The organism is Amycolatopsis sp. NPDC058986 (genome assembly GCF_042741125.1).
In the GTDB taxonomy this organism is placed as follows: Bacteria; Actinomycetota; Actinomycetes; order Mycobacteriales; family Pseudonocardiaceae; genus Amycolatopsis.
Map to the genome: position 1 here is coordinate 137,226 of NZ_JBHYJW010000002.1, position 22,621 is coordinate 159,846.

At 68.7% G+C, this 22,621-nt stretch carries 21 protein-coding genes; 5 read left to right on the top strand and 16 right to left on the bottom strand.

The genetic code is table 11. The features are described 5' to 3' along the window. Positions 1–67 precede the first annotated feature (67 nt). The 4 genes from ACFW0G_RS02560 to ACFW0G_RS02575 all read right to left on the bottom strand — a co-directional run bounded on the left by ACFW0G_RS02560 (position 68) and on the right by ACFW0G_RS02575 (position 5,044). A complete protein-coding gene (locus tag ACFW0G_RS02560; RefSeq protein ID WP_378322882.1) occupies positions 68–1,492 on the bottom strand; it encodes a hypothetical protein in 1,425 nt (474 codons plus the stop codon). Between the two features lie 90 nt (positions 1,493–1,582). Continuing rightward, complete coding sequence (locus tag ACFW0G_RS02565; protein ID WP_378322883.1) at positions 1,583–2,323, bottom strand: succinate dehydrogenase/fumarate reductase iron-sulfur subunit; 741 nt, start codon at positions 2,321–2,323, stop codon at positions 1,583–1,585. Further along, positions 2,320–4,251 (bottom strand): fumarate reductase/succinate dehydrogenase flavoprotein subunit, encoded by a 1,932-nt coding sequence (locus ACFW0G_RS02570; protein ID WP_378322884.1) that lies wholly within the window; start codon positions 4,249–4,251, stop codon positions 2,320–2,322. The genes ACFW0G_RS02565 and ACFW0G_RS02570 overlap by 4 nt, the downstream gene beginning before the upstream one ends. 1 nt (position 4,252) lies before the next feature. Then, on the bottom strand, positions 4,253–5,044 hold the full coding sequence (locus ACFW0G_RS02575) for a succinate dehydrogenase cytochrome b subunit (RefSeq protein WP_378322886.1): 792 nt from the start codon (positions 5,042–5,044) through the stop codon (positions 4,253–4,255). On the opposite strand from ACFW0G_RS02575, the gene ACFW0G_RS02580 reads away from it, so the two are divergent. Together ACFW0G_RS02580 and ACFW0G_RS02585 are read left to right on the top strand one after the other, a co-directional pair. Next, complete coding sequence (locus ACFW0G_RS02580) at positions 5,033–5,956, top strand: LysR family transcriptional regulator (RefSeq protein ID WP_378322888.1); 924 nt, start codon at positions 5,033–5,035, stop codon at positions 5,954–5,956. The two genes, ACFW0G_RS02575 and ACFW0G_RS02580, sit on opposite strands and share 12 nt — an antisense overlap. 103 nt (positions 5,957–6,059) lie before the next feature. Then, a complete protein-coding gene (locus tag ACFW0G_RS02585; RefSeq protein WP_378322889.1) occupies positions 6,060–6,995 on the top strand; it encodes an alpha/beta hydrolase in 936 nt (311 codons plus the stop codon). A 98-nt stretch (positions 6,996–7,093) separates the two neighbouring features. Here ACFW0G_RS02585 and ACFW0G_RS02590 read toward each other — a convergent pair whose 3' ends face one another. After that, positions 7,094–7,576 carry a hypothetical protein gene (locus ACFW0G_RS02590; protein WP_378322891.1) on the bottom strand — a complete coding sequence of 161 codons (483 nt, stop codon included), beginning with the start codon at positions 7,574–7,576 and terminating at the stop codon, positions 7,094–7,096. Between the two features lie 273 nt (positions 7,577–7,849). Between ACFW0G_RS02590 and ACFW0G_RS02595 the strand changes: the two genes are divergently transcribed. After that, positions 7,850–8,515, top strand: coding sequence for a S1 family peptidase (locus tag ACFW0G_RS02595; RefSeq protein WP_378322892.1), 666 nt, complete (start codon positions 7,850–7,852; stop codon positions 8,513–8,515). A 25-nt stretch (positions 8,516–8,540) separates the two neighbouring features. Here the strand turns inward: ACFW0G_RS02595 and ACFW0G_RS02600 are convergent, their stop codons facing one another. Continuing rightward, a complete protein-coding gene (locus ACFW0G_RS02600; protein WP_378322893.1) occupies positions 8,541–8,999 on the bottom strand; it encodes a MarR family winged helix-turn-helix transcriptional regulator in 459 nt (152 codons plus the stop codon). Between the two features lie 148 nt (positions 9,000–9,147). On the opposite strand from ACFW0G_RS02600, the gene ACFW0G_RS02605 reads away from it, so the two are divergent. After that, positions 9,148–10,113: an alpha/beta hydrolase gene (locus ACFW0G_RS02605; protein WP_378322894.1), complete on the top strand. Its 966-nt coding sequence runs from the start codon at positions 9,148–9,150 to the stop codon at positions 10,111–10,113. A gap of 41 nt (positions 10,114–10,154) precedes the next feature. On the opposite strand, the gene ACFW0G_RS02610 is transcribed toward ACFW0G_RS02605, so the two are convergent. The 9 genes from ACFW0G_RS02610 to ACFW0G_RS02650 all read right to left on the bottom strand — a co-directional run bounded on the left by ACFW0G_RS02610 (position 10,155) and on the right by ACFW0G_RS02650 (position 20,743). Beyond that, positions 10,155–10,706: a carboxymuconolactone decarboxylase family protein gene (locus tag ACFW0G_RS02610; protein ID WP_378322895.1), complete on the bottom strand. Its 552-nt coding sequence runs from the start codon at positions 10,704–10,706 to the stop codon at positions 10,155–10,157. Positions 10,707–10,714: 8 nt separating this feature from the next. Further along, positions 10,715–11,803 (bottom strand): DUF6282 family protein, encoded by a 1,089-nt coding sequence (locus ACFW0G_RS02615; RefSeq protein WP_378322896.1) that lies wholly within the window; start codon positions 11,801–11,803, stop codon positions 10,715–10,717. Further along, positions 11,800–12,918 carry an alpha-hydroxy acid oxidase gene (locus ACFW0G_RS02620; RefSeq protein WP_378322897.1) on the bottom strand — a complete coding sequence of 373 codons (1,119 nt, stop codon included), beginning with the start codon at positions 12,916–12,918 and terminating at the stop codon, positions 11,800–11,802. Before ACFW0G_RS02620 ends, ACFW0G_RS02615 begins: the two co-directional genes overlap by 4 nt. A gap of 22 nt (positions 12,919–12,940) precedes the next feature. Next, a complete protein-coding gene (locus ACFW0G_RS02625; RefSeq protein ID WP_378322898.1) occupies positions 12,941–14,503 on the bottom strand; it encodes an NAD(P)-binding domain-containing protein in 1,563 nt (520 codons plus the stop codon). A 104-nt stretch (positions 14,504–14,607) separates the two neighbouring features. After that, on the bottom strand, positions 14,608–15,666 hold the full coding sequence (locus ACFW0G_RS02630) for an LLM class flavin-dependent oxidoreductase (RefSeq protein ID WP_378322899.1): 1,059 nt from the start codon (positions 15,664–15,666) through the stop codon (positions 14,608–14,610). A gap of 54 nt (positions 15,667–15,720) precedes the next feature. Next, a complete protein-coding gene (locus ACFW0G_RS02635; protein ID WP_378322900.1) occupies positions 15,721–17,547 on the bottom strand; it encodes an ABC transporter ATP-binding protein in 1,827 nt (608 codons plus the stop codon). Beyond that, complete coding sequence (locus ACFW0G_RS02640) at positions 17,547–19,097, bottom strand: hypothetical protein (protein WP_378322901.1); 1,551 nt, start codon at positions 19,095–19,097, stop codon at positions 17,547–17,549. Before ACFW0G_RS02640 ends, ACFW0G_RS02635 begins: the two co-directional genes overlap by 1 nt. Continuing rightward, the gene (skfB, locus tag ACFW0G_RS02645; protein WP_378322902.1) at positions 19,090–20,421 is read right to left on the bottom strand and encodes a sporulation killing factor system radical SAM maturase; all 1,332 of its coding nucleotides are present in this window, start codon (positions 20,419–20,421) and stop codon (positions 19,090–19,092) included. The genes ACFW0G_RS02640 and skfB overlap by 8 nt, the downstream gene beginning before the upstream one ends. A 169-nt stretch (positions 20,422–20,590) precedes the next feature. After that, positions 20,591–20,743: a hypothetical protein gene (locus ACFW0G_RS02650; RefSeq protein WP_378322903.1), complete on the bottom strand. Its 153-nt coding sequence runs from the start codon at positions 20,741–20,743 to the stop codon at positions 20,591–20,593. Positions 20,744–21,107: 364 nt separating this feature from the next. Between ACFW0G_RS02650 and ACFW0G_RS02655 the strand changes: the two genes are divergently transcribed. Further along, on the top strand, positions 21,108–21,866 hold the full coding sequence (locus tag ACFW0G_RS02655; RefSeq protein WP_378323125.1) for a BTAD domain-containing putative transcriptional regulator: 759 nt from the start codon (positions 21,108–21,110) through the stop codon (positions 21,864–21,866). Between the two features lie 8 nt (positions 21,867–21,874). On the opposite strand, the gene ACFW0G_RS02660 is transcribed toward ACFW0G_RS02655, so the two are convergent. Beyond that, the gene (locus ACFW0G_RS02660) at positions 21,875–22,609 is read right to left on the bottom strand and encodes an FkbM family methyltransferase (RefSeq protein ID WP_378322904.1); all 735 of its coding nucleotides are present in this window, start codon (positions 22,607–22,609) and stop codon (positions 21,875–21,877) included. Positions 22,610–22,621: the final 12 nt, after the last annotated feature.

Sequence of the window (22,621 nt, forward strand, 5' to 3'; positions counted from 1 at the left end):
TGAACAGGCGTGTCGATTCCTGCCCGGACGTTCGCGCCGCGGACCGTTGACTTCACGTCTTTTCCGGTCATTTGATGATCACCGAGGTGAACGCGGCACGGATGTCGGCGTCGGACGCGGTGACGTACTGCTTCGGCGGCGGCCCGAAATCGCCCGAGCCGAAGTGGGGAGCGGAGAAGGTCTGGGGACAGCTCGCACCGCTGATCTCCACCGTGGTCTCGACCACGAGCTTTCCGGTCCGCAGCTCGTAGGCCTTCACCGGGATCGCGATCTTGTGGAACGTCACGTCGCCGCGGAGACTGGGGTTCCTCTCGCTCTCGTACTGGCAGGTCTGGACCGCAGTTCCGTAGTCCGTCTTGCCCGCGCAAACCACCAGTACGGCCTCGGCGGCGTCGCCGCTCCGCCATTCAGCGGGGAGTTTGGCCGTGTACTCGTCATTGCCGTAGAACAGCGCGCGGTTGGTTCCCTTGCCGTAGGGGGCAGCGCCGCTGTACTGCGCCGGTTTGCCGCAGTAGGTGGGTTGTGCGCTGGTCGGCCCTTTCAGCAGGTCGCGGACGTTGGCGAGTTCGATGGCCAGGGTGGCCTTCTTGACGCCTTCCTCGGCCTTGCCGGTCAGCTCCTGGCCGGAATACCGGTCCAGGAACTGCTGGTACCGCGCCCTCGCCTGCTCCCACTGCTCGGCGGCGGCGAGCTCGTCACCACAGCCGACGAGCGCCGCGGGGGCGATCCGCGGGACGACGGCGGCCGACCGGTCCAGCACCGTCTTGTTCGGGTGCCGCCCGGAAAGCCAGTCGCTGATCGCCGCGGTGTGGCAGGCGTTCTTGGCGGGCAGGCCGGTGAGGAACCCGTCGAGGGTCACTTCGGCCATCTTGTCGTGGCCCGGCAACTGGGCGAGGACCGAGGCGAGTCCGTCGAAGCCCCCTTTCAGGGCGTTGACGTCGCCGGTCGACGCGGCGGCGAGCCTGGTTTTGGCTGCCCGCAAGCGATCGCACGCCTGAACGGTCTTCTCCCCGCGGACGGTCATCGGGGCGTCGGCCACGCGGTGGCCGAACCACACCTTGCCCAGCGCGGTTTCCGCTTGTAAGCAGTCGCCGCTCTGCCGGGCCTCGGTGACGGTGTGCTCGATTCTCGCGGCGTCGAACCGCAGGAGGCCGAAGGCCAGCAGCACCGGAATGGTGACCGCGAGGGCAACGATTCGCTGCCTCCGCACCACGACTCGCTCAGCGCGCCGACGTGCGAGGAACCACCCGTGCGCGATCAGCACCGCCCACCAGAGGACCACCCCCGCCTCGAGCCATACCGACCGGGCGACCGTGACGAGGAGAGTGACGAGCGCGGCGGTGACCACGAGGGTGAAGACAGCGAGTTTACGTCGCCCCAAGAACAGATATCCGACGCTCAGCAGTGAGGCATTGGCGACGGCGACAGCCACCGGGTCATGGCTCCGGCGAACCGGCGCGGCTTCCGGTGTGGCCTGTGTCGGGTAATCCATCTCGGCCCCTTGGTCGGCAACGGGTGACGGGCGACGCCGATTGTTGTGCCCGACGCCCGGGACCGGTCCCCGAAAGGGGCAACGAGGAATTCAGTGCTTGCGCACCGCGCGCAGGTACTCGCGATTCATGGTGGTGATGCTGAAGAAGGGGATCCCCTTCGGGCAGGAGGCCACGCATTCGCCGACATTGGTGCAGCCGCCGAAGTCCTCCGCGTCCATCGCGGCCACCATGTCCAGCACCCGCGACTCTCGCTCGGGCTGTCCTTGCGGAAGCGCGTTGAGGTGCGTGACCTTCGCCGCGGTGAACAGCATCGCGGAGCCGTTGGGACAGGCTGCCACACAGGCACCGCAGCCGATGCAGGTGGCGTTTTCGAAGGCGGTCTCGGCGTCCGGCTTGGGCACCGGGGTCGAATGCGCGTCGGGAGCGGCGCCGGTCGGCGCGGTGATGTAGCCGCCGGCCTGGATGACGCGGTCCAGCGCGGAGCGATCGACCACCAGATCCTTGACCACTCCGAACGCCTTGGCACGCCAGGGTTCCACGTCGATCACGTCACCGTCGCGGAAGGCACGCAGGTGCAGCTGGCAGGTGGTCGTCTGCTCGGGGCCGTGAGCACGGCCGTTGATCACCACCCCGCACATGCCGCAGATGCCCTCGCGGCAGTCGTGGTCGAACGCGACCGGCTCTTCACCGGCGAGGATCAACGACTCGTTGAGGACGTCCAGCATCTCCAAAAAGGACATTTCCGGGGTGACGTCGTCGACGGGATATTCGACCATCTTTCCCGGCGCCTCGGGACCCGGCTGACGCCAGATACGCACGGTCAGTTTCACGCATAGCTCCGCTGGGTCGGGTGAACGTGGTCGAACTGGAGGGCTTCCTTGTGCAGGATCGGGACATCGCCGTTGTACTGCCAAGCCGTGACGTGGCTGAAATGTTCGTCGTCACGCTGTGCTTCGCCGTTCGACGTCTGGTGCTCCTCGCGAAAATGGCCACCGCACGACTCTTCGCGCACGAGCGCGTCGAGGACCATCAGCTCGGCGAACTCGAGGAAATCCGCCACCCGGTTCGCCTTTTCGAGTTCCTTGTTCAGCTCCGCGCCGGAGCCGGGGACCTTGACCGAGCGCCAGAACTCCTCGCGCAGCGCGGGAATCCGGTCCAGTGCCTTACGCAGTCCGCCTTCGGTTCGCGCCATGCCGCAGTGATCCCACAGCAGGGTCCCGAGTTCGCGGTGGAACGAGTCGACGGTGCGGTTCCCGTCGATCGACATCAACCGCCGGATCCGTTCCCTCGCCCCGTCCGACACCTGTGTGACGTCGGGACTCCGGGCGTCGACAGCCTCCAGTTCGGCGCTCGCGAGGTAGTGGTTCACCGTGGTCGGCAGCACGAAGTACCCGTCGGCCAGGCCCTGCATCAACGCCGAAGCGCCGAGACGGTTGGCGCCGTGATCGCTGAAGTTCGCCTCGCCGATCACGAACAGCCCCGGGATCGTGCTCTGCAGGTCGTAATCGACCCAGAGCCCGCCCATGGTGTAGTGCACGGCCGGGTAGATCCGCATCGGCACCTCGTACGGGTCCTCCGCGGTGATGCGCGCGTACATCTCGAACAGGTTGCCGTACTTGGCTTCCACCGCGGGACGTCCCATGCGCGCGATGGCGTCGGCGAAGTCGAGGTAGACACCGAGGCCGCCCGGCCCGACACCGCGTCCGGCGTCGCACTGGTTCTTGGCCGCCCGCGAGGCGATGTCACGGGGAACCAGGTTGCCGAACGACGGATAGAGCCGCTCGAGGTAGTAGTCACGCTCGGCTTCCGGGATCTCGCCCGGCGGGCGGGTGTCACCGGCGCGCTCGGGCACCCAGATCCGCCCGTCGTTGCGCAGCGACTCGGACATCAGCGTCAGCTTCGACTGGTGTTCTCCCGAACGGGGAATGCAGGTCGGGTGGATCTGCGTGTAGCAGGGATTGGCGAGGTACGCACCCCGCTTGTGCGCACGCCAGATCGCGGAGGCGTTGCTGCCCTTGGCATTGGTCGACAGGTAGAACACGTTCCCGTAGCCGCCGGTGGCCAGTACCACCGCGTCCGCGAGATGGGTTTCGATCGCGCCGGTGACCAGATCGCGGGCGACGATGCCGCGGGCACGTCCGCCGACGACGATCAGATCGAGCATTTCGGTGCGCGGATGCATTTCGACGTTCCCGGCGTCGATCTGGCGGGAAAGCGCCTGATAGGCACCGATGAGCAGTTGCTGACCTGTTTGACCGCGCGCGTAAAAGGTCCTGGCGACCTGCACGCCACCGAACGAACGGGTGTCCAGCAACCCGCCGTACTCGCGGGCGAAGGGCACGCCCTGCGCGACGCACTGATCGATGATCTCCACCGAAAGCTGCGCCAAGCGATAGACGTTCGACTCACGCGAGCGGAAATCGCCGCCCTTGACCGTGTCGTAGAACAGCCGGTAGACCGAGTCGCCGTCGTTCCGGTAGTTCTTCGCGGCGTTGATGCCGCCCTGCGCCGCGACCGAGTGGGCTCGGCGTGGCGAGTCCTGGAAGCAGAACTGGATGACGTGGTACCCCTGTTCCGCCAGGGTGGCCCCGGCCGATCCCCCGGCAAGGCCGGTCCCGACCACGATGATCCGGTGCTTGCGGCGGTTGGCGGGATTCACCAGCCTGGCGCCGAATCGGCGTTCGTCCCATCGGCGTTCGAGCGGGCCGCCGGGGGCCGCGGTGTCGGTGATCGGGTCACCCACAAGGTAGTCGATCAATTCAGCTCACCAATCCGGTCATGACGCCGAGAGGAACGAGCGCGAAACCCGCCGTGAGAACGACCGCCACCGTCGAACCGATCACTTTGACGGCTTTGTCACGGGAGGGCCGGTTGAGGCCCAGCGTCTGCGAGGCACTCCAGAAACCGTGGTTGACGTGAATGCCGAGCAGCACCACCGCCACGAGGTAGATCAGGTTGATCCACCAGACCTGAAAATCGTTGACGACGTTGCGGTAAGGGCTTTCCGGGTCGAAAGCCGGATGTACCGCGCCCACCGTCAGATCGAGCAGATGCCAGACGATGAAGAGCGCCAGGATCACCCCGCCGTACCGCATCGTCCTGGTCGCGAAACTCGCGCGAGCACGTTGTCCGTGCACGTAGCCGACCGGCCGCGCGCGCCGATCGCGTACCGACAGCTGCAGGGCCGCGGTGAAGTGCAGCACCACCGCCACCAGCAGCACGACTCGCTGGATCCACAGGAACCAGGAATAGGGCAGCGCCGGCTCGCCGATGGTGCGCAGCCAGGACGCGTAATGGTCGAATTCACCGGAACCCAGGAACACCTTCAGATTCCCCAGCATGTGCGCGATCAGGAACGCCACCAAGAGCAAACCGGTGATCGCCATGACGGCCTTCTTGCCGATCGTGGTTCTCCAAAGGGAGCGCACGGACTGGGTGCGCGTCATTGTGCTGGCCACCTCCGCACGGTAGATCGCCCGCCAGCATTGGTCAAAGTTCGAAAAACTCTCATGACGATAGGCATCGGCTATCATGCCTCCATGCAGTTCCATCAGCTCGAATATTTCGTCGCGGTGGCCGACACACGTCACTTCACGCGGGCCGCGGCACAGGCGGGCGTGGCCCAGCCGTCGCTGTCACAACAGATCCGCGCGCTCGAACACAGCCTCGGCGCCCCGCTGTTCCACCGGAGCCGCGGCAACATCGAGCTCACCGAGGCGGGCGAGCGGCTGCTCCCCATCGCCCGGCGCGTCCTGGCCGACGCCGAAACGGCCCGGCAGGAGATCCGGGCGCTGGAGGACCTCGACACCGGCCGGGTGCGGCTCGGGGCGACGCCGTCGTTGTGCACCGGGCTGCTGCCGCCCATCCTGGTGGCGTTCCGGCGCGCTCACCCAGGCATCGAGCTCGTCGTCCATGAGGGCGGTTCGCGCGACTTGCAGACCGAGCTGTCCGAGGGCGCGCTCGATCTCGCGCTGGTCATCGACTCGCGCCTCACGAACGACTCCGTGCTGGAGACCATCCCGCTGTTCGTGGAGGAGCTGGTCGTGGTGTCGCCGCTCGACGCGCCACGGCCGGTACGCCGTTCCCGCATGGACATCCGGGAACTCGAGGGACGTCCGCTGGTGATGTTCCGGCCCGGCTACGACCTCCGGGAGACGACCTTCGCCGCGTGCCGCGCCGCCGGGTTCGAGCCCACCCTCGCCATCGAGGGCGGGGAAATGGACGCCGTGCTCGAACTCGTCAACGCCGGGATGGGGCTGGCGGTCGTGCCGGCGACCATGGTCCGGGACCGGTTCCGCGGCACGCCGATCGCCGCGCCCGGCCTGACCCGGACGGTGTATCTGGCCGCCCGGCGCGGGATGGCACCACCCCGCGCGGCGCGCGCCCTCCAGGGCGAGATCGTCCGCATTCTCGGCGAAACCTCCGCGGCCGGACGGCTGCCGGCCGGCGTCCGCACCGTTTGACCCGCACGGTGGCCGGGATGCGGCCGTGCGTCGATCCGGCGACTATGGTCCACAGTGTACGGAGGCACGCCCGTGTTTCTGCGGTGAGACAGGCGGAGGACCGATGGCAGACGTGCTCGGGCCGGACTACGAGGCGACCGAGATACCGCTGGGCACCGACGACGAGGGAGAGGTCCTCGCCACGCTCGTCACCCGGCGAGCCGACCCGCCGCACCGGCGCGCGGTGCTGTACGTCCACGGGTTCGTGGATTACTTCTTCCAGTCCCATCTCGCCGACTTCTACCTCGCGCAGGGCTTCGACTTCTACGCACTCGACCTGCGCAAGTACGGCCGGTCGCTGCGCCCGCACCAGACCCCGAACTTCGTCACCGACCTCACCGAGTACTTCCCGGAAATCGACGAGGCCGTCCGGATCATCCGCGCCGAGCACGACGTCCTGCTGCTCAACGGCCACTCGACCGGCGGACTCATCGCGTCGCTGTGGGCGGACCGGGCCCGGGGCAGGGGGCTGGTCCAAGGACTGTTCCTGAACAGCCCGTTCTTCGAACTGCCCGAGGTCGCCGTCAAACGGGCCGTGGCGGGCGCGCTGGCCGGGGCCCTGCGGCACGCCCGCCCCATGGCCGCGCTGCCCGCCGCGATCTCCCCCGCCTATGCCCAGAGCCTCCACCGCGGCTTCGGCGGGGAATGGGACTTCGACCTCGCGTGGAAACCCGTCGAGGGCTTCCCCGTGCGGACGGCCTGGCTCGCCGCCATCCACCGAGGGCAGCGCCACCTGCGGGCGGGGCTCGACATCGACGTTCCGGTCCTCGTCATGACTTCGGCGAGGTCGGTGAAACCCGGCAAGCACACCGATGTCGGCCAGGCCGACGCCATCCTGAACGTCACCGATATCGCCCGCCGGTGCGCCGGCCTCGGCTCGCATCTGACGTTGATCCGCATCGACGGCGGCCTGCACGACCTCGTCCTGTCACCGCGGCCCGTGCGCGAACACGTCTTCACCGAACTGACCCGGTGGATCGAAGCCTACCTGCCGCGCTGAAGGACGCCTTCGGTGCACTGGCCGCACTGAAGGACGCTTTCAGTGCGTTGAATGCACTGAAAGCGTCCTTCAGCACAGCCGGCACCGCGCTCGGCAGGTCAGCGTTTGCGGATGGAGACGGCGTTCTGGCCGAGTCCACCGGCCCGGGGATAAACGCATTGGTAGGCCGCGACGATGGCGAGCAGCTCCCAGCCGGACGGGGCGTTCTGGATTCCGCAGATGACGATCGTGAAGCCCGACGACAGCCCGTTCAGATTCGTCACGGATTGCAGGTTGTTGAGCAGCCTGTCGGGCGTCTTGCTCCCTTCACACGAAGCCGTGTACGACCACGAGGTGGCGTAGAAACCGCTTGGTGGCGGCATTTGACACGCCGAAACGGCACGGCCCGGCGGCGTGTCCCGCACATCGGTGACCTGCTTCGCGTTATAGACACCGTTACCCGGCGTACCGCAGAGATACGAATCGTAATAGGCGGTGATCATCCAGCCGGTGGCGGGCGCGGAATTGATGCAGATCGTCTGGGATTGTCCCGTTGGTGAAGCCTCGGCCGGGGCGGAGACGGCCACGAGAAAAGTGAACACGACAAGGATTCCAGCCAGGCGTCTCATGGCGCTCCTGTGCGGATCGAGGGGTCGACGACCATGCTTGCGTTCGGGAGGGCAAGTGATGCGAGACTACCCGCGATGTCACCAGGCAAGTGACCGCTGAGCAGCCGAACCTCATTGCTCGTTCCCGGGTCCGCGACAGGCGCCCGAATAGTCCATTGTGGATCTTCGAATCGGATTCCTGGACCGGCGCGGAACCGGACTCTACTATGCGGGCGAGGAAGTTTCCGGTCCCACTGGGAGGATTTCATGATTTTCCCGAGAACCCGCGCCCTGATAGCGCTCACCGGGCTACTGGCGCTTCTTCCCGCATCGGTCGCGCACGCCCGTCCGGCCGCCGTGTCGATCAGTGGCGGCGACGTCATCTGGGGCTCGGGGACCGGCTGCACGGTCGGGTTCAACGTGCACGACCGCCGCGGACAGCCCGCCCTGCTGATCGCCGGCCGGTGCGGAGCCTGGGTCACCGACTGGTACGCCGACCGCGCCTTGACCCAGCACATCGCCACGACGGCCCCGGTCGAGTTCCCCGGCAACGAAGCCGTCCTCGCCGTCTACGATCCCGGCGTCGCGGCGCCCAGCACGGTGAACCTCCACGACGGCACCTTCCAGACGATCACCGGGGCGGGTGACAGGACCGTCGGGGACAGGATCACGACCGCGGGAAGCCGGAGCGGAGTGCGGACCGGCACCATCATCGCTGTGGGCCTGGCGGTGAACACCCCCGAAGGCACCCTCACCGGCCTGAGCCAGACGGATATCTGTCGCGAGCCGCGCGACGACGGTGATTCCTTGTTCGACGGGACCACGGCACTGGGCCTGGCCATCGGGCTGACGGGCGACTGCGGGACCGGCGGCGGGTTCCTCTTCCGGCCGGTCACCGCGGTGCTCGCCGCCGCCGGCGCCAGGCTTCCCTGAACCGGCACCGGGAACCGCCGCGACATCAGGCCCGGGGCATCGCCTCGCGGTAGGCGTTCACCGATTCCGTCAGCCGGTCGAGTTCCGCGCGCAGGCGGGCAAGCCCGGCTTCGTCCAGCCCCATCGCCTCGCCGATCACGTTCGGGATTCCGGCGGCCTTCTCGCGCAACGCCGCACCGGCTTCGGTGAGGCTGACCCGCACCGCGCGCTCGTCGTCGGCCTGACGATCGCGACGCACCAGCCCGGCCGTCTGCAGGCGCTTCAAAAGCGGCGACAGCGTGCCGGAATCGAGATTGAGCTCGGTACCGAGTTCCTTGACCAGCCGGTCGTCGCGCTCCCAGAGCGCCAGCATCACCAGGTACTGCGGATACGTGAGGTCCAGGTCGGCCAGGACGACGCGGTAGAGCGACGTCACCGCGCGCGAAGCCGCATACAGCCCGAAGCAGAGCTGGTCATCGAGACATAGCGACATGGGTTCGGCCATCACGTCCTCCTCAACCCGCCATCCTGCGCCCTCGGTGTGCCCGCACGCAACTCAAGTGCCGCAGATCTCATTTGACCCAACTTAGTTGTGCACAACTTAATGGCGCGCTATCTTCTGTGCTGTCCGATCGCTCCCGAAGGAGGCAGCCATGACCGCCAACCCGCACAACCTGGCCCTCGAACCCGCCGCACAGGCGTTCGCCGAGGCCACCGACCAGCCGCCGTATCTGTTCCAGCTCCCACCCGCCGAGGGACGCAAGGCCGTCGACGCGGTCCAGGACGGCGATATCGCGATGCCCGCGGCGGACATCGAAACCCTGTCGGTGCCCGGCGGCCCGAACGGCGACGTCGAGACGCGGATCGTCCGTCCGGCAGGCGCCACCGGTCCCCTGCCGGTGATCGTCTACATCCACGGCGCGGGCTGGGTTTTCGGCGACTTCCACACCCACGAACGGCTGGTGCGCGAACTCGCCGTGGGTACCGGCGCGGCGGTGGTTTTCCCGGAGTACAGCCGATCGCCGGAAGCGCGCTACCCGATCGCGATCGAAGAGAACTACGCCGTCGCGAAATGGGTCGCCGAACACGGTGCCGAGAAAGGGCTGGACAGCACCAGGATCGCGATCGCAGGCGACTCGGTCGGCGGCAACATGACCGCGGCGCTCACGCTGCTGGCCAAGCGCCGCGGCGACGTCGGCTTCCGGCAGCAGGTGCTCTTCTACCCCGTCACCGACGCGAACTTCGACACCGAGTCGTACCTGAAGTTCGCCGAGGGCTACTTCCTCGGCCGCGAAGGCATGAAGTGGTTCTGGGACCAGTACACGACCGACCCCGCCCAGCGCGCGGAAAGCACCGCGTCCCCGCTGCGCGCGAGCCTCGACGAACTCGCCGGCCTCCCGCCCGCACTGGTGATCACCGGTGAAGCGGACGTGCTCCGCGACGAAGGCGAGGCGTACGCGGCGAAGCTGCGCCAGGCCGGTGTGCCGGTGACCGCGGTGCGATACCAGGGGATCATCCACGACTTCGTGATGGTCAACGCGCTCCGCGAAACCCACGCGGCCGAAGCCGCCATCGCCCAGGCGATCGCGGTACTGCGGAACGCACTCTCCCTGAGCTGACCGAAAACCCTGCTGCCACAAGCACTTCCGGCAGCAGGGTCTCAGCCGGACGCGGCGACGTCCTGATAGTCCCGGTAGTCGGTGTCGGCGACGAACCGGGCGGCCGCCGCGGCGAAGTACGCCTCGTCCGCGGTGATGCCGAGCCCGGCCACGAACCGGTTCATGAAGTTGAACAGCGCGCACACGGACACCGCGTCGTGCAGTGCCTTTTCGTCCCAGCCCTCGGCGAGGACCGCTTCGGCGTCCACTTTGGCCAGCCGGGACGGAGTCAGCGTCAGCGTGCGGAGGTAGCGCAGCAGCACCTTCCACCGCCGCTCGACCGGCGCGGTGTCCAGATCGGTGAGCAGCGCGGCCAGCCGCCCCTCCGGGAGACCGAACGCCGCCGCGGTGGCGCCGTGTACGCCGTGGCAGTAGGCGCAGTCGTTCAGGCCGGACACGTACGCGGCGATCAGTTCCCGTTCGGCGAGCGAGAAAACCGACGGACCGCGCAGCAGGATCCGGTGGTAGTCGACCAACGGCGGGACGGTGTCCGGATAAGCCCGGAAGACATCCATCAGCACCGCGTCTTCGGGCAGCGACGGCAGATAGGACATGAGGCTCCTTACGCCGCGTTCAGTACCTTCGCCGGATTGACCGAGCTGACCTCGCGGATTTCCTCGTCGGTCAGCCCGAACGCCCGCATGTGGGCGATCAGCAACCGCAGCGCTTCCACGGTGTTCGGGAACAACGGCTCCCCCGCGTCACTGGACAGCGTGACGTGGTGCGTGCCGGCCTCCTGGATGGTCCGGCACATCACCGCCGGATCGATGCCCAGCAGCGGGGAGATCTCGTCGTAGGTGAAGTTCAGGTACACCCCGGCCGAGGTCAGCTCCTTCATCTGGGCGAGCGAAAGGTCGAGGAACGGGCTGAACGGATGGTCCACCACGGCCTTGGTGATGTTCAGGTCGCGCACCTGCTCGGCCATCGCTTCGATCTCGCGATGCGTGGCGTGCGCGAAGGAGATCATCACGTCGTGGTCGGCGGCCATCCGGAAGACCTCCCGGTACTCCGGCTTGAGCCTGCCGTGCTCGTCGATCGTGTAAGTGCCGACCTGGAGCGCCTTTTCCCAGGGCAGCGGATCGCTCCACGCGGTCGGGTCGGCGTCCTTGTCGAACCAGATCGCCTTGCCGCCCACCTTGTTCAGCGTGTTGGCGCTGCGGAACACCGGCATCCAGATCGCCGAGATCCCGCTCTCCAGCTGTTTCCGGGCCGCCTCGGTCACCGACAGGCCGCGGGTGTCGGTGCAGATCCAGCCCGACCACAGCCGGATCGGCTCGATGTCCATCTCCTCGGCCCACTTGCTCAGCGGGTCCTCGAGTGCGCGCACCGCCTCGGCGGGACCGGACAGGTCAGGCCGGTTCATCCCGGGCATGCTCTTGTACAGCAAGCCTTTCATGCCGCTCGCCGAGGCCAGCTTCGCGATGGACAGCGCGTCCTGCTGGCCTTCGTGGGCGTGGCAGTGGAGATCGACCGCGTCCTTCACCCCGTGCACCGCGGGCGGGCGCAGGATTTCCGACCGGTACAGCATCCTCGCCTTGTAGGACGTCAGGAACCGGTCGTGCGGCGCGTTGTTCGGCCGCCGCAGCCGCGCCTCGGCGAGGAGTTCGGCGACCTCGTCGATGTCGTCCACGGCTTCACTGGGGACTGTCATGCTTGTACCTCACGGGATCGGGAATTTTCCTTGCGCAGAGCCACGAGATCCCGGCTCAGTTCCTTCGGAGCGGACACCCCGCACAGCGCCAGCGCGTTCTCCAGCTCGGAACGCATCAGTTCGAGCACCCTGGCCACCCCGGCCTCGCCGCCCGCGGCCAGGCCCCACACGATCGGCCTGCCCAGCGCCACCGCGTCGGCGCCGAGCGCCAGCGCCTTCACCACGTCGGTGCCGCGCCGGACTCCGCCGTCGAGCAGGAGCGGGATGCGCCCGGACACCGCTTCGGCCAGCACCGGCAGCTGCGCGATGGTCGCCGGTGTGGTGTCGAGCTGGCGGCCGCCGTGGTTGGACACCACGATCGCGTCGACACCGTTCCGCACCGCCAGCCCGGCGTCGGCGGGGTGCAGCACGCCCTTGAGCACGATCGGCAAGCGCGTCATCTCACGCAGCCGTTCGATGTGCTGCCAGGAGATCTCCGGCGACAGCGTCACCCGCCGCACGTTGCCCGAGTCGCTGCCACCCAGCCCGCGCAGGTTCTCGCACTGGACGTCGTCGGGGAGCTGGTGGAAGTCGTTGCGGTCGTTGCGTTCGTGACGGCCCAGTGCCGCCGAGTCCACGGTGACCACCAGCGCGCGGCACCCCGCCGACTCGGCCCGCTGCACCAGCGCCCTGGTGAACTCCTGATCCGGCTGGACGTAGAGCTGGAACCAGAGTTTCGGGTCGGTGCCGCCGGCTACGCGGCGGGCCTCCTCGGCGATCCGTTCCACCGCGACGGTGGACAGCATGGCGACGGTCATGATCACGTCAGCCCTGGTCGCGGCGCGCACGGTGGCCAGCTCCGCCTCCGGATGCGCGAGTTTGTGGAAGGCGGTCGGCGCCATCAGCACCGGCATCGCGGAAGGGCAGCCCAGCAGGCTCGTCCCCGGTTCGGGGGGCTCGGCGCCGCGCAGGATCCTGGGCACCAGCTCGATCGCGGCGAACGCCGATTCGTTGGCCCGGACCGTGTGTTCGTCCTGTGCCCCACCGGCGAAGTAGTCGTAGTACACCGGGTCGAGACGGTCGCAAGCGGCTTGCTCGAATTCGCGGAGATTGACCGGTGACAGGTCCATGGTCATGACGGAGGCTCCGATCCGCACGTCAGGCGACGGCCGGTACGCCGCTGAGCGCGTCGGCGACGAATTCGCGCAGCGGCAGCAGGTACTCGTCCTCGTCGGTCCATTCGTTGTAGATCTGCTCGGGCAAATGCTTGACCGCCACCAGTTCGCCGTCGCGGAAATGCCTGACCACCGGGTGCATGTAGCGATCCTCGTTGGCCGGATCGGCTTCCCACGCACGACCCGCCTCGACGTCGAACGGGTCGATCGCGGAATGTCCGGCACCGTATTCCAGCGAAACCGTGATGACGGTGCCCGTCGCGCCGTAGCCCGGTTTGTGCAGCAGGTCGAACGGCATTTCCTCGTGGTACCGCGCGGTGCTCGCCCCGGCGGGCACCGACACGAAGTCGCACAGGAAACCGAACTGCTGAAAGAGCGCGGAAGTGTGGGCGAGCCGGTCCAGCAGCGCGCCGGCGATGGCCCCCGGTTCGGCGGGCAGCGCCAGGGACGGCCACTCGACGCCGTCGTAGCGGTGGGCCAGCACATGGCTCAGCGCGCGTACCCCGTAACGGAATCCGTGGATGAACGCGCTGGTGTACTTCTTGAAATCACGGGACTGGGTCAGCGTCCCCGCGAAGAACAGGCCGGGAACGTTCACCGACTCCCATTCCTCGGTCAGTTTCGGGAACCGGTCCTTGATGGTCAGTTCCGGGCGCGCGCCCTCGCCGAAAATGCTGTCGTCCAAGGCGAACCCGGTGCAGGTGAGCACCCGGTCGTACACCAGCGTCACGGTTTTGGGCCTGCGTGCATAGGTCAACGTCACGTGGTACTCGCCGCCGCGCCGCTCGATCCGGTCGATGGTCGCGTCCAGCACCATATTCTGGGTCTTGAGCTGGTAGGTGTCGAGGAAGTTGTTGTTCACCGCGCGCAGATGGCCGATGAAGTGGGTGCGCCAGGCGAACTTCAGCGCGCTGGGGCCGAGCACGTGGATCCGCGCGGCGTGCTCGTTGAGGTTGTCGGCGGTCTCGAAACCGGAGTTGCCCTTGCCGATGACCAGCACCCGCTGGTCGGTGAACTCCTCGGGTTCGACCGGCATGTCCCAGTACCGCTCGGTCGTTTCGATGCCCGGGATCCCTGGCACGTAGGAGCGGCCGAACCCGGTGGCCACCACGACGCGCTTCGCGGTGATCCGCTCGCCGTTTTCGGTCGTGGCGACGAAGTCGTCGGGGCGCTCCAGCACGGCGATCCGGGTGTCGTACCGGATGTTCAGGCCATACGCGTCGGCGAAGTCGGCGAGATAGCGCACGTAGTCGTCGGCGTGTGGGAAGAACTTGCCGGTGTACTCGGTGAACCGCAGCTTCGGATCGTCGGACAGCAGCGAGTTCCAGTCCATCCGCAGGTTCCGCTCGGCGTCGTCCGAACCGGTGTGCGGCTTGTTGATGGAGATCATCCGCCGATGCCGGGGGAAGGCGCGAAACGTCGTGCCCGCCGATTCGCCTGCCTCGACCACCAGGTAGTCGCTGCCCGCCCGGTCGAGGAAGTACGCGAGCTGGGTGCCCGCCGGACCGGCGCCGATGATCAGGTACTCCACGGCTTCGCTGCCCACGCCACGACCTCCCGTTATTCGCCTGGCCGGAACAAGCCGGACCGTATCCGCGAGTTCTCAGGAAAACCTCAGAGCCGGAAGCGCCGGTGTCCACAAAGGACGGATCAACCGGTCGCCAGGCGGCGGCGAACCTCGGGGAGCACCTCCTCGCCCATCCGCTTGACGTTGGCCAGCACGCAGTCGTGCTCCCCGGCGACCTCCACCTGGCACAGCACCCGGCGGGCGCCCGACTCGCGGATCTGGCCGACCAGCCGCTCGACGCAGACCTCCGGCGCCCCGACCGGATGCGTGGCCAGCGCGGACTCGGTCAGCCGGTCGACGACCTGCTCGTGCGGGGCGTCGTGGTCGCCCCGCCGCGGCACGTCCACCAACGGCCGGTACCGGCTGTTCGCCAGGACGAACTCCCCCGCCGCGCGGCGCATCACCCGGCGTGCCTCGTCCGGAGTGTCGGCCACGTGCGCGAACAGGGCCATCCCGTGCGCGTAGCCGTCGCCGGGATGACCCGCGGCCAGGGCGACGCGGGCGTGTTCGGCGATCATGGCGGCCTTCGCGCCGGCGTCCTTGTCGAAGAACAGCAGCATGGGCAGCCCCCGGGACGCGGCCAGTTCCACCGACGCCGACGAGTTCGCGGCGACGTAGACCGGCGGCGGCCCGGCGTCCGCGGGGCCGGGTTCCGGGGTGACCTCGCGGAAGCGGTACAGCTCGGAGTCGGCGGACACCGGGCCGGCGAGAGCGGCCAGTGTCAGGTCCAGCGCCTCGGGCAGCCCGTGCCGCCAGTACTCGACACCCCGGCCGATGACCTCGTAGTCCACGACCGGCTGTGCCCGGCCGACGCCGAGGTCGAACCGGCCGCCCGACAGGTGATCCAGCAGCGCGGCCTGTTCGGCGACGTGCACCGGCGAATGCAGCGGGAGCACGGTGACCGCCGTGCCGACCCGCACCGTGCTGGTCCGGCCGAGCAGGTAACCGGCGAACGTCAGCGCGGACGGATTGACCCCGAACGGCACGAAATGATGCTCGGTCACCCACACGTCGTCGAAGCCCGCCGCCTCGGCGGCCTGGGCGGTGGCCACCCCGCGGGCCAGCACCTCACCCGCCGTCTGCCCCTCGTATCGGCTGGTGAACACGAACGCGCCGATACGCACCTCGTTGTCGATGCTCATGACGGCATCCTCGCCCGCCGACGCGCGCCGGGGATTGGACAAATGGGAACGCTGTCACACGAGCTGTCCCGCGAGCCGCTGGTACAGCGGTTCCCCGCCGAGCAGGTCCTCGTGCCGCCCGGTCGCGACCACGTGTCCCCTGTCGAGCACCGCGATCTGCTCGACGTCGCGGACGGTGGACAGCCGGTGCGCGATCACCAGGACCGTGCACCGCTGGGCGACCCGCCGCACGGTGGCGGTCAGCATCGCCTCGTTCTCCGCGTCCAGCTGCGCGGTGGGCTCGTCAAGCAGCAGCAGCGTCGGACGGCACAGCAGCGCCCGCGCGATCGCCACGCGTTGCCGCTCCCCGCCGGACAACTGCACACCTCGATCGCCGACCTCGGAGTCCAGCCCGTCGGGCAGCCGCTCGACAAGACCGGTGAGGTTGGTCATCCCCAGCACTTCCGTCAGCTCGGCTTCGGTGGCCTCCGGTGCGGCGTAACACAAGTTGGACCGCAGTGAGCCCCACAGCATGGGCGCTTCCTGCTGGACGTAGCCGATGCGGGCACGCAGATCGCCGATCGGCAGCGCGCCCAGTTCCGCGCCGCCGAGCGTGATCGCGCCGGAATCCGGCTCGTAGAACCGTTCGATCAGCGCGAAGATCGTGGACTTGCCCGCGCCGGACGGCCCGACCAGCGCTGTCCGGGTGTGCGCGGGCACGGTCAGCGAAGCTTCCCGCAGCACGGGCCGGTCCTCGGCGTATCCGAACGACACCTTGTCCAGCACCAGTTCGGCGGCGCGCGACTCCTCCGCCACCGCGGTGGCGGTCTCCCCGCCCGGCTCCTGCGGCAGCTCGAGAGTGTCCTGGATCCGTTGCAGGGCACCGAGACCGCGCTGCACCGACGTCGCCGCGTGCAGGATCATCACCAGCGGCATGACCAGCATCATCAGGTACAGCAGGAAACCGACCAGCTCACCGAGGTCCATCGTGCCGCCCGCGACCCTGGCGCCACCGACGCCGAGCACGAGCAGGAACGAGCCGTTCGCCGCGATGGACATCGTGGGCGAAACCACCGAGTCCAGCTTCGCCGCCCGGACCCCGGCCCGGTAGGCTGCTCGGGCCCTGGCCTCGATCCTGGCCGACTCGCGCCCCTGCGCCCGGCTGGCGAGCACCGTGCGGACCGCGCCGAGCGCGCGGTCCAGGTCGGCGGTCATCTCCCCGACGCGGGTCTGCGCCTCCTCGGACGCGCCGCGGATCCCCCACAGCGCCAGCCCGACCAGCGCCGTCGCCACCACCACCGTGGCGAGGACGAGCACGAACATCGACACGTCGATCAGCAGCATCATGATCACCGAGCCGCCGAGGCCGACCACGCCGACCACCGCCTCGACCACCCCCGAGGAGACGACCTCGCGCAGGAGCGTGGTGTCGGTGCCCACCCTGGCCAGCAGATCACCGGAACGCAGGCGATCGTGCTCGCGCACGGGCAGGTGCAGCAGGTGCGAGATCAACCTGCTCCGCACGCCGAACACCATGCCCTCGCCCGAACGCTGGAGCAGGAAGCTCTGCAGGCCGCCGAGCAGCGCCTCGCCGAGGAACAGCGCCGCCAGCGCGAAGACCAGCCACGTCACCTGGCCGCCGATGTTGTTGATCACCCGCATCACGAGAAGCGGCTGGACCAGCGACATCCCGGCGCCGAGCAGCCCCAGCACCAGTGCGCCGATCAGGGAAGCCCGCTGTGGCCGCAGATAACGCGCGAGATCGCGCAGCCTGGCGCGCGGTCCCGCGCCGTCCGGGTAGCCGGTGATCGGCGGCGGGCCGGACCAGTCGATCTCCGCCGGGTCCGCGGTCGTGCCGGCCTCCGGCGACGTCTGCCGGGACGAGAGTCTGGAACCGATCATCAGTGCCTCGCGATCACTCGTCGGCCGTGCGCTTTCTTGTCCGCCGACCGGGTACGACGTGCCGCGCGCTCCCCCGGCGTACGTTCACCGGCCAGCAACGGCACGATCATCGACGCCGCGTTGTAGACCACGTGCGCGAGCAAGGCGGCGATCAGCCCCACCTCCACCACCACTACTCCCAGCACGGTCCCCACGACGAACAATTCACCCATCCGGATCCATCGCGGCCGCACGACCGAACCGCTGTGCATCGCCGCCCACAACGCGGCGGGCACCGCGGCCGCGAGCAGCGGTTCGCCGGTGAGCCACAGGCACACCGGCACGCCCAGCAACCGGAACACGGTCTCCTCGCTGATCGCGCTCTGCAGGGTGACCGCCACGACGTGGCCGACACCGACTCCGGCGTGCCGGAGTGACCGCCGGTCCGGCGCGGTGGTGACCCGGGCGATCCCGAAGTGCGCGAGCAGCGCGTAGCCCGCGGCGGCGAGACCGAGCCAGGCCGCCCCGAGCCAGGCTCCCCAGCCCGCCTGGCGTACCGGATCGTCCAGCAGCGGCAGGCCGATCCGCTGGGCGACAACGGTTCCGGCCAGCACGGCGAGCACGACGACGGACGTGGACACGATCGCCGAGATCAGCGACATCGCCACGTTCAGCACGCGGAAGGCGGACCAGGACAGCTTGCCGTCGTACCCGTTGACCACCGCACCCTGCATCGCCGCGTACTCGGTGCCCAGCACCGCGAGCAGGACCGGCACGGTGAGCGCCGCGAGCAGGACCGGATCGATCCGGCCCCCGCCGAACGCGAGGATGGCCACGCCGACGACCATCGCGACCACCGCGCCGAGCATGCCGCCGACCCCGGCGACCGCGTCGCGCTGCTCGGCGCGGTCGACGTCCTCGGCGTCCGGGGTGACCACCTCCACGTCCGAGTCGACCCGGAGCACGGCGGTGCCGACGGTCTCCACGTTCAGGTCGATCCGCAGGTCGCCGGTGCCGGTACGCAGCCGGTGCGTTCGCTCGACGCCGCCCTCGCTGAGTTCGAGTTCGCCCTGCCCGCTGACCTTCGTCCCCGACCACAGCCCGGCCGCCCCGCCGTCCAGTCGCGGCAGCAGTTCGGCCGTCGTCAGCTCCGCCGCGGTCCGTTCGCGCGCCACGACCAGGTGCCGGACCGGACCGTCGATGTCGAACAGCAGCACCTCCCCGCGCGCCGACAGGCCGACCAGCACGCTGCCGGTGCCGTCCCGGACGAACCGGACCCGCCAGGCCCCGCGCAGCCCCCAGCGCCGGAGGAACGCGTCGTCGCGGTCGGCGGCGTCGAGCTGGTGCAGCTTGTCCACGATTTCGTCGTCGAACCACAAGGTGCCGAAGCTCCGCCAGCCGCTGACGTCGGCGCCGCACAGCCGCCGCACCGCCACCACGGCCTGCTCGATCGCCTCCTGCCTGGTCTGCGCGCGGGACGGGGTCAGCGACGGGTAGGCGCTGCGCCGGTATCGCACGAACAGCAGGACCACCACCGGAAGGCTCAGCCCGAGGATCAGCAGCTCAGCCACAGCAGCCCTCCCTTCCGGCACAGCAGGACGTACCGGCGGCGGGCCACCGCGCCGACAACCCGAAGGGCACGTCGGCTTCCTCGTCGATGCGGAGGTTGCGCACGCACGCGCAGTCGGTCGCCTCGCCGCGGATCACGGCCAGCCGCGCGGGGTCCCCGATCCGGCCGAACGGCTCGGCGCGGACGTCGCCGAACGCCGTTTCCTCCACCTGGCAAGGAGTCACCTTCCCGTCGGCGCGGATGTACCAGCTGAGGTAGCCGGGCGTGAGGAACTCGACCGGCACTCCCGCGCCGGCGAACTCCTGGTCCGGGTCGGCACAGCGGTCCCAGCCGACGACGTCGATCCCCAGGTCCCGCTCGTTCACCCGGGTGAACTGCTTGACCACCGCGTTCACCTGGTCCTCGGTCAGCACGAACCCGGCGTCGGTGCCGCGGCCGACCGGTACCGTCGCGCCCGCACGGAACAGCAGGGCGCCCGCGGCGGCCACATCCTCGATGACCGGCTCGACGTCGCCGTGGTTGGCGGGCGAGACCGTCATCGCCACGAACACCGGCACCCCCGCCGAGCTCAGCCGCTCGATGGTGGACAGCGCGCGCCGGTACGACCCGGCCCGCCCGCGCAGCAGGTCGTGGTGCTCGGCGCGGCCGTCGATGCTCACCTGTGCGCGGACGTTTCCGCAGCTCGCGACGTACTCGATCAGCCGGTCGGACCAGGCGAGCCCGTTGGTGAAGATGTCCACGTTGTCGATCAGCGCGCTCGCCACGGCGAGGATCCGGGGGAACTCCGCGGCGATGGTGGGTTCCCCGCCGGTCAGGGTGACGGCGGCGGTACCCGCCTCGGCGAGCCGTTCGAGGACGGCGGTCCATTCGCCGGCGCACAGTTCGGCGGGCATCGGATCGCCGGAGCCCGCGTAGCAGAACGAACACCGCAGATTGCAGCGGTTGGTCAGCTGCAAGGTCGCGTTGAGGGGCAGATACGCCGCGGTGGACCCGCTCACCTTCACCCCGCCACGCAGTTCGCCCGCCAGCCAGCTCTCGGTCACCGGATGGGCGCCGAGAAGACGTTCGATATACCGCCGGGCCGTTTCGACGGGCTCGTTGTCCAGATGACTGCGTAGCCTGGCCACGGCGGCCACGCTGCCGGCGCGCGCCATTTGCAACGCGAGTTCCAGCGCCAGCCCGCTCATTCTGACGTAGTAAAGACTCTGCCTGTCGACAAATATTCCCCCGTTCGGCTGCAGATGTATCCCCCAGACGACCGGGTCGTCCCGTTTCCCCGCGTCGTGCCCGAGATCGGCACCCGCGTCGTCCACCACGACTCCCATGGCTCTCACATCCCCGTATCCGATGAATCGCGCCCGTGCCCGTACCAACGGCTTCCCGCCCGCTCCGCGGATCGGTGTCCTGTCCGAGTGGAGCTCCACTCGGACAGGACACCGACGCAGTCATTCACCGTGGCTCACCGGGCACCCCGGCCGCCGCCACGGCCACGCCCTACGCGGCCACCAGAATCGGGTTCGGCTTGCCGCACGCCCGCACGAACGGCCGGTAGTGCCGGTTCCAGCAGAAGATGCAGCCGATCGTCTTCACCATCGGCTTGGTCCCCGGCGTCGCCGCCGCCCGGGACAATGTGCTCGTCCTTTTCATCCTTCGCCACCTCCTTCCCGTGCCGCCGGCGTCGTCCGCACCCGATCGGGAAATACGTATGACGCGACATTCGCCGGCTCGAACAACCAGAACGCCGACGACGCTAGGACACGGCAACTAATTCCCGCCAAAGGCACGATTAAGGCAGGAATGCGGATAACACGGCAAAGCGAAGTCGTTCATGGACAGTGCGTCACGAAAAGAACTGGTAACACCCGACCATGGTATTCCGACGTTACGATCGTGACGCCCGTGTCCGCCGCGAGACGACACGACGCGGACGCGGTGCGGGCCGTCAAGGGGGGACACAGTGGCCGCACACGACGTTGACGAATTTCCGCTGGAGTTTCGCGTGCTCGGCCTCATGGAGGTGACGAGGGGCACCACCCGATGCACACCCAGTGCGCCGAAGAAACGCGCGGTACTCGCCATTTTGTTGCTACACGCGAACCAATTCATTCCGGTGGATCTCCTGGTCGAGGTCCTTTGGGGCGGTCGCTCACCCGCGAAAGCGATCTCGGCCCTTCATGTGTACATCGCCGCGCTGCGCAAAGCACTCGCGCCTGGCCACGACCGGCCTCCGCACCCGCTGATCGAAACCTGGCCGAACGGCTACCGGCTGTGCGCCGACCAGGACCGGATCGACCTGTACCGGTTCCACAGCCTGGCCGAGCAGGGCGACCGGGCCATGCTGGCAGGGCGGCCGGAGCAGGCGTCGGCGTTGCTGGGCACGGCGCTGCGCATGTGGCGTGGCCCGGCACTCGCCGACATCGCCGACATCGGCCTGCTGCACACCTACGCGGACGGGCTCGACAGCACCCGGCTCGCCGTTCTGGAACGCCGGATCGAGGCCGATCTGCGGCTCGGCAGGCACGCTCTGGTGGCCGACGAACTGGAAACGCTCTGCCGACGGCATCCGCTGCGGGAGTCGATGCACCGCCAGCTCATCATCGCCCAGCTGCGCTCCGGCCGTCGCGCGGACGCACTCGCGTCGTATCAGCGCATCCGCCGCGAACTGATCGAAACCCTCGGCCTCGAACCCAGCGAAACGCTCCAGAGCACGTTGCAGGCGGTTCTCCGGGGAGCCGAACCGGACCACGAACAGCACTCGCGCGGCGGCTGAGGGAGACGTCAGTCCTTTGCCGCAGGCCGGAAGAGATAGTTGTTGGTGTGCGGGCAAACCCGGTCGACACCGTGCCAGCCACGCCGCCAGGCGTACATGCGGTAGCCGCGAGCGGTCAGCCAGCGGACGACGTCGTCCGGGGTGTACGCGTAGCGCTCGGTGTGCCGCGCTTCGATTTCGATGAGCATCGTCGGCCGGAACGTCTCGACGGTTTGCTCCCCGCCTTGCAGGACGTGCAGTTCGCCGCCTTCGACATCGATCTTGAGGAAGTCGAGCCGGGTCAGCCCCGTGCCGGCGCGGAACCCGTCGAGCGTTTCGGCGTCGACGAGCATGTCGACGTGGTAGGCGTACTCGGCATTGGAACCGAGCCCGGTGGTCTTCCAGTCGAGAAAGGACCTGCTGGTGGCGGGACCGTGCGGGCCGAACGGGACGCGCATCGCGGCCCGGCCTGGAGTGGCGCCCAGCGCGACGGTGTGCCGGACGACGTTGGGCCGCTCCCACGCGCCGAGCACCCGCGTCCACAAAGGATGGGAGAAGGCCAGCGGCTCGATGCTGTGCACCGTTCCGGCGGTCCCGACGAGCTGGGAAAGTGCCTGGCTGTACAAACCGGCTGCCGCGCCGACGTCCACGCACACGTCGCCGGGGCCGACCAGTTCGCGCAGGGTGTGCAGTTCGGTGTCCAGGCAAGGCGTCCAGCGAGCGAGCGCGTGCGTCGTCGCGGTGGTGAGAGCGGAGCGGAGCATCGGTTTCCCCTC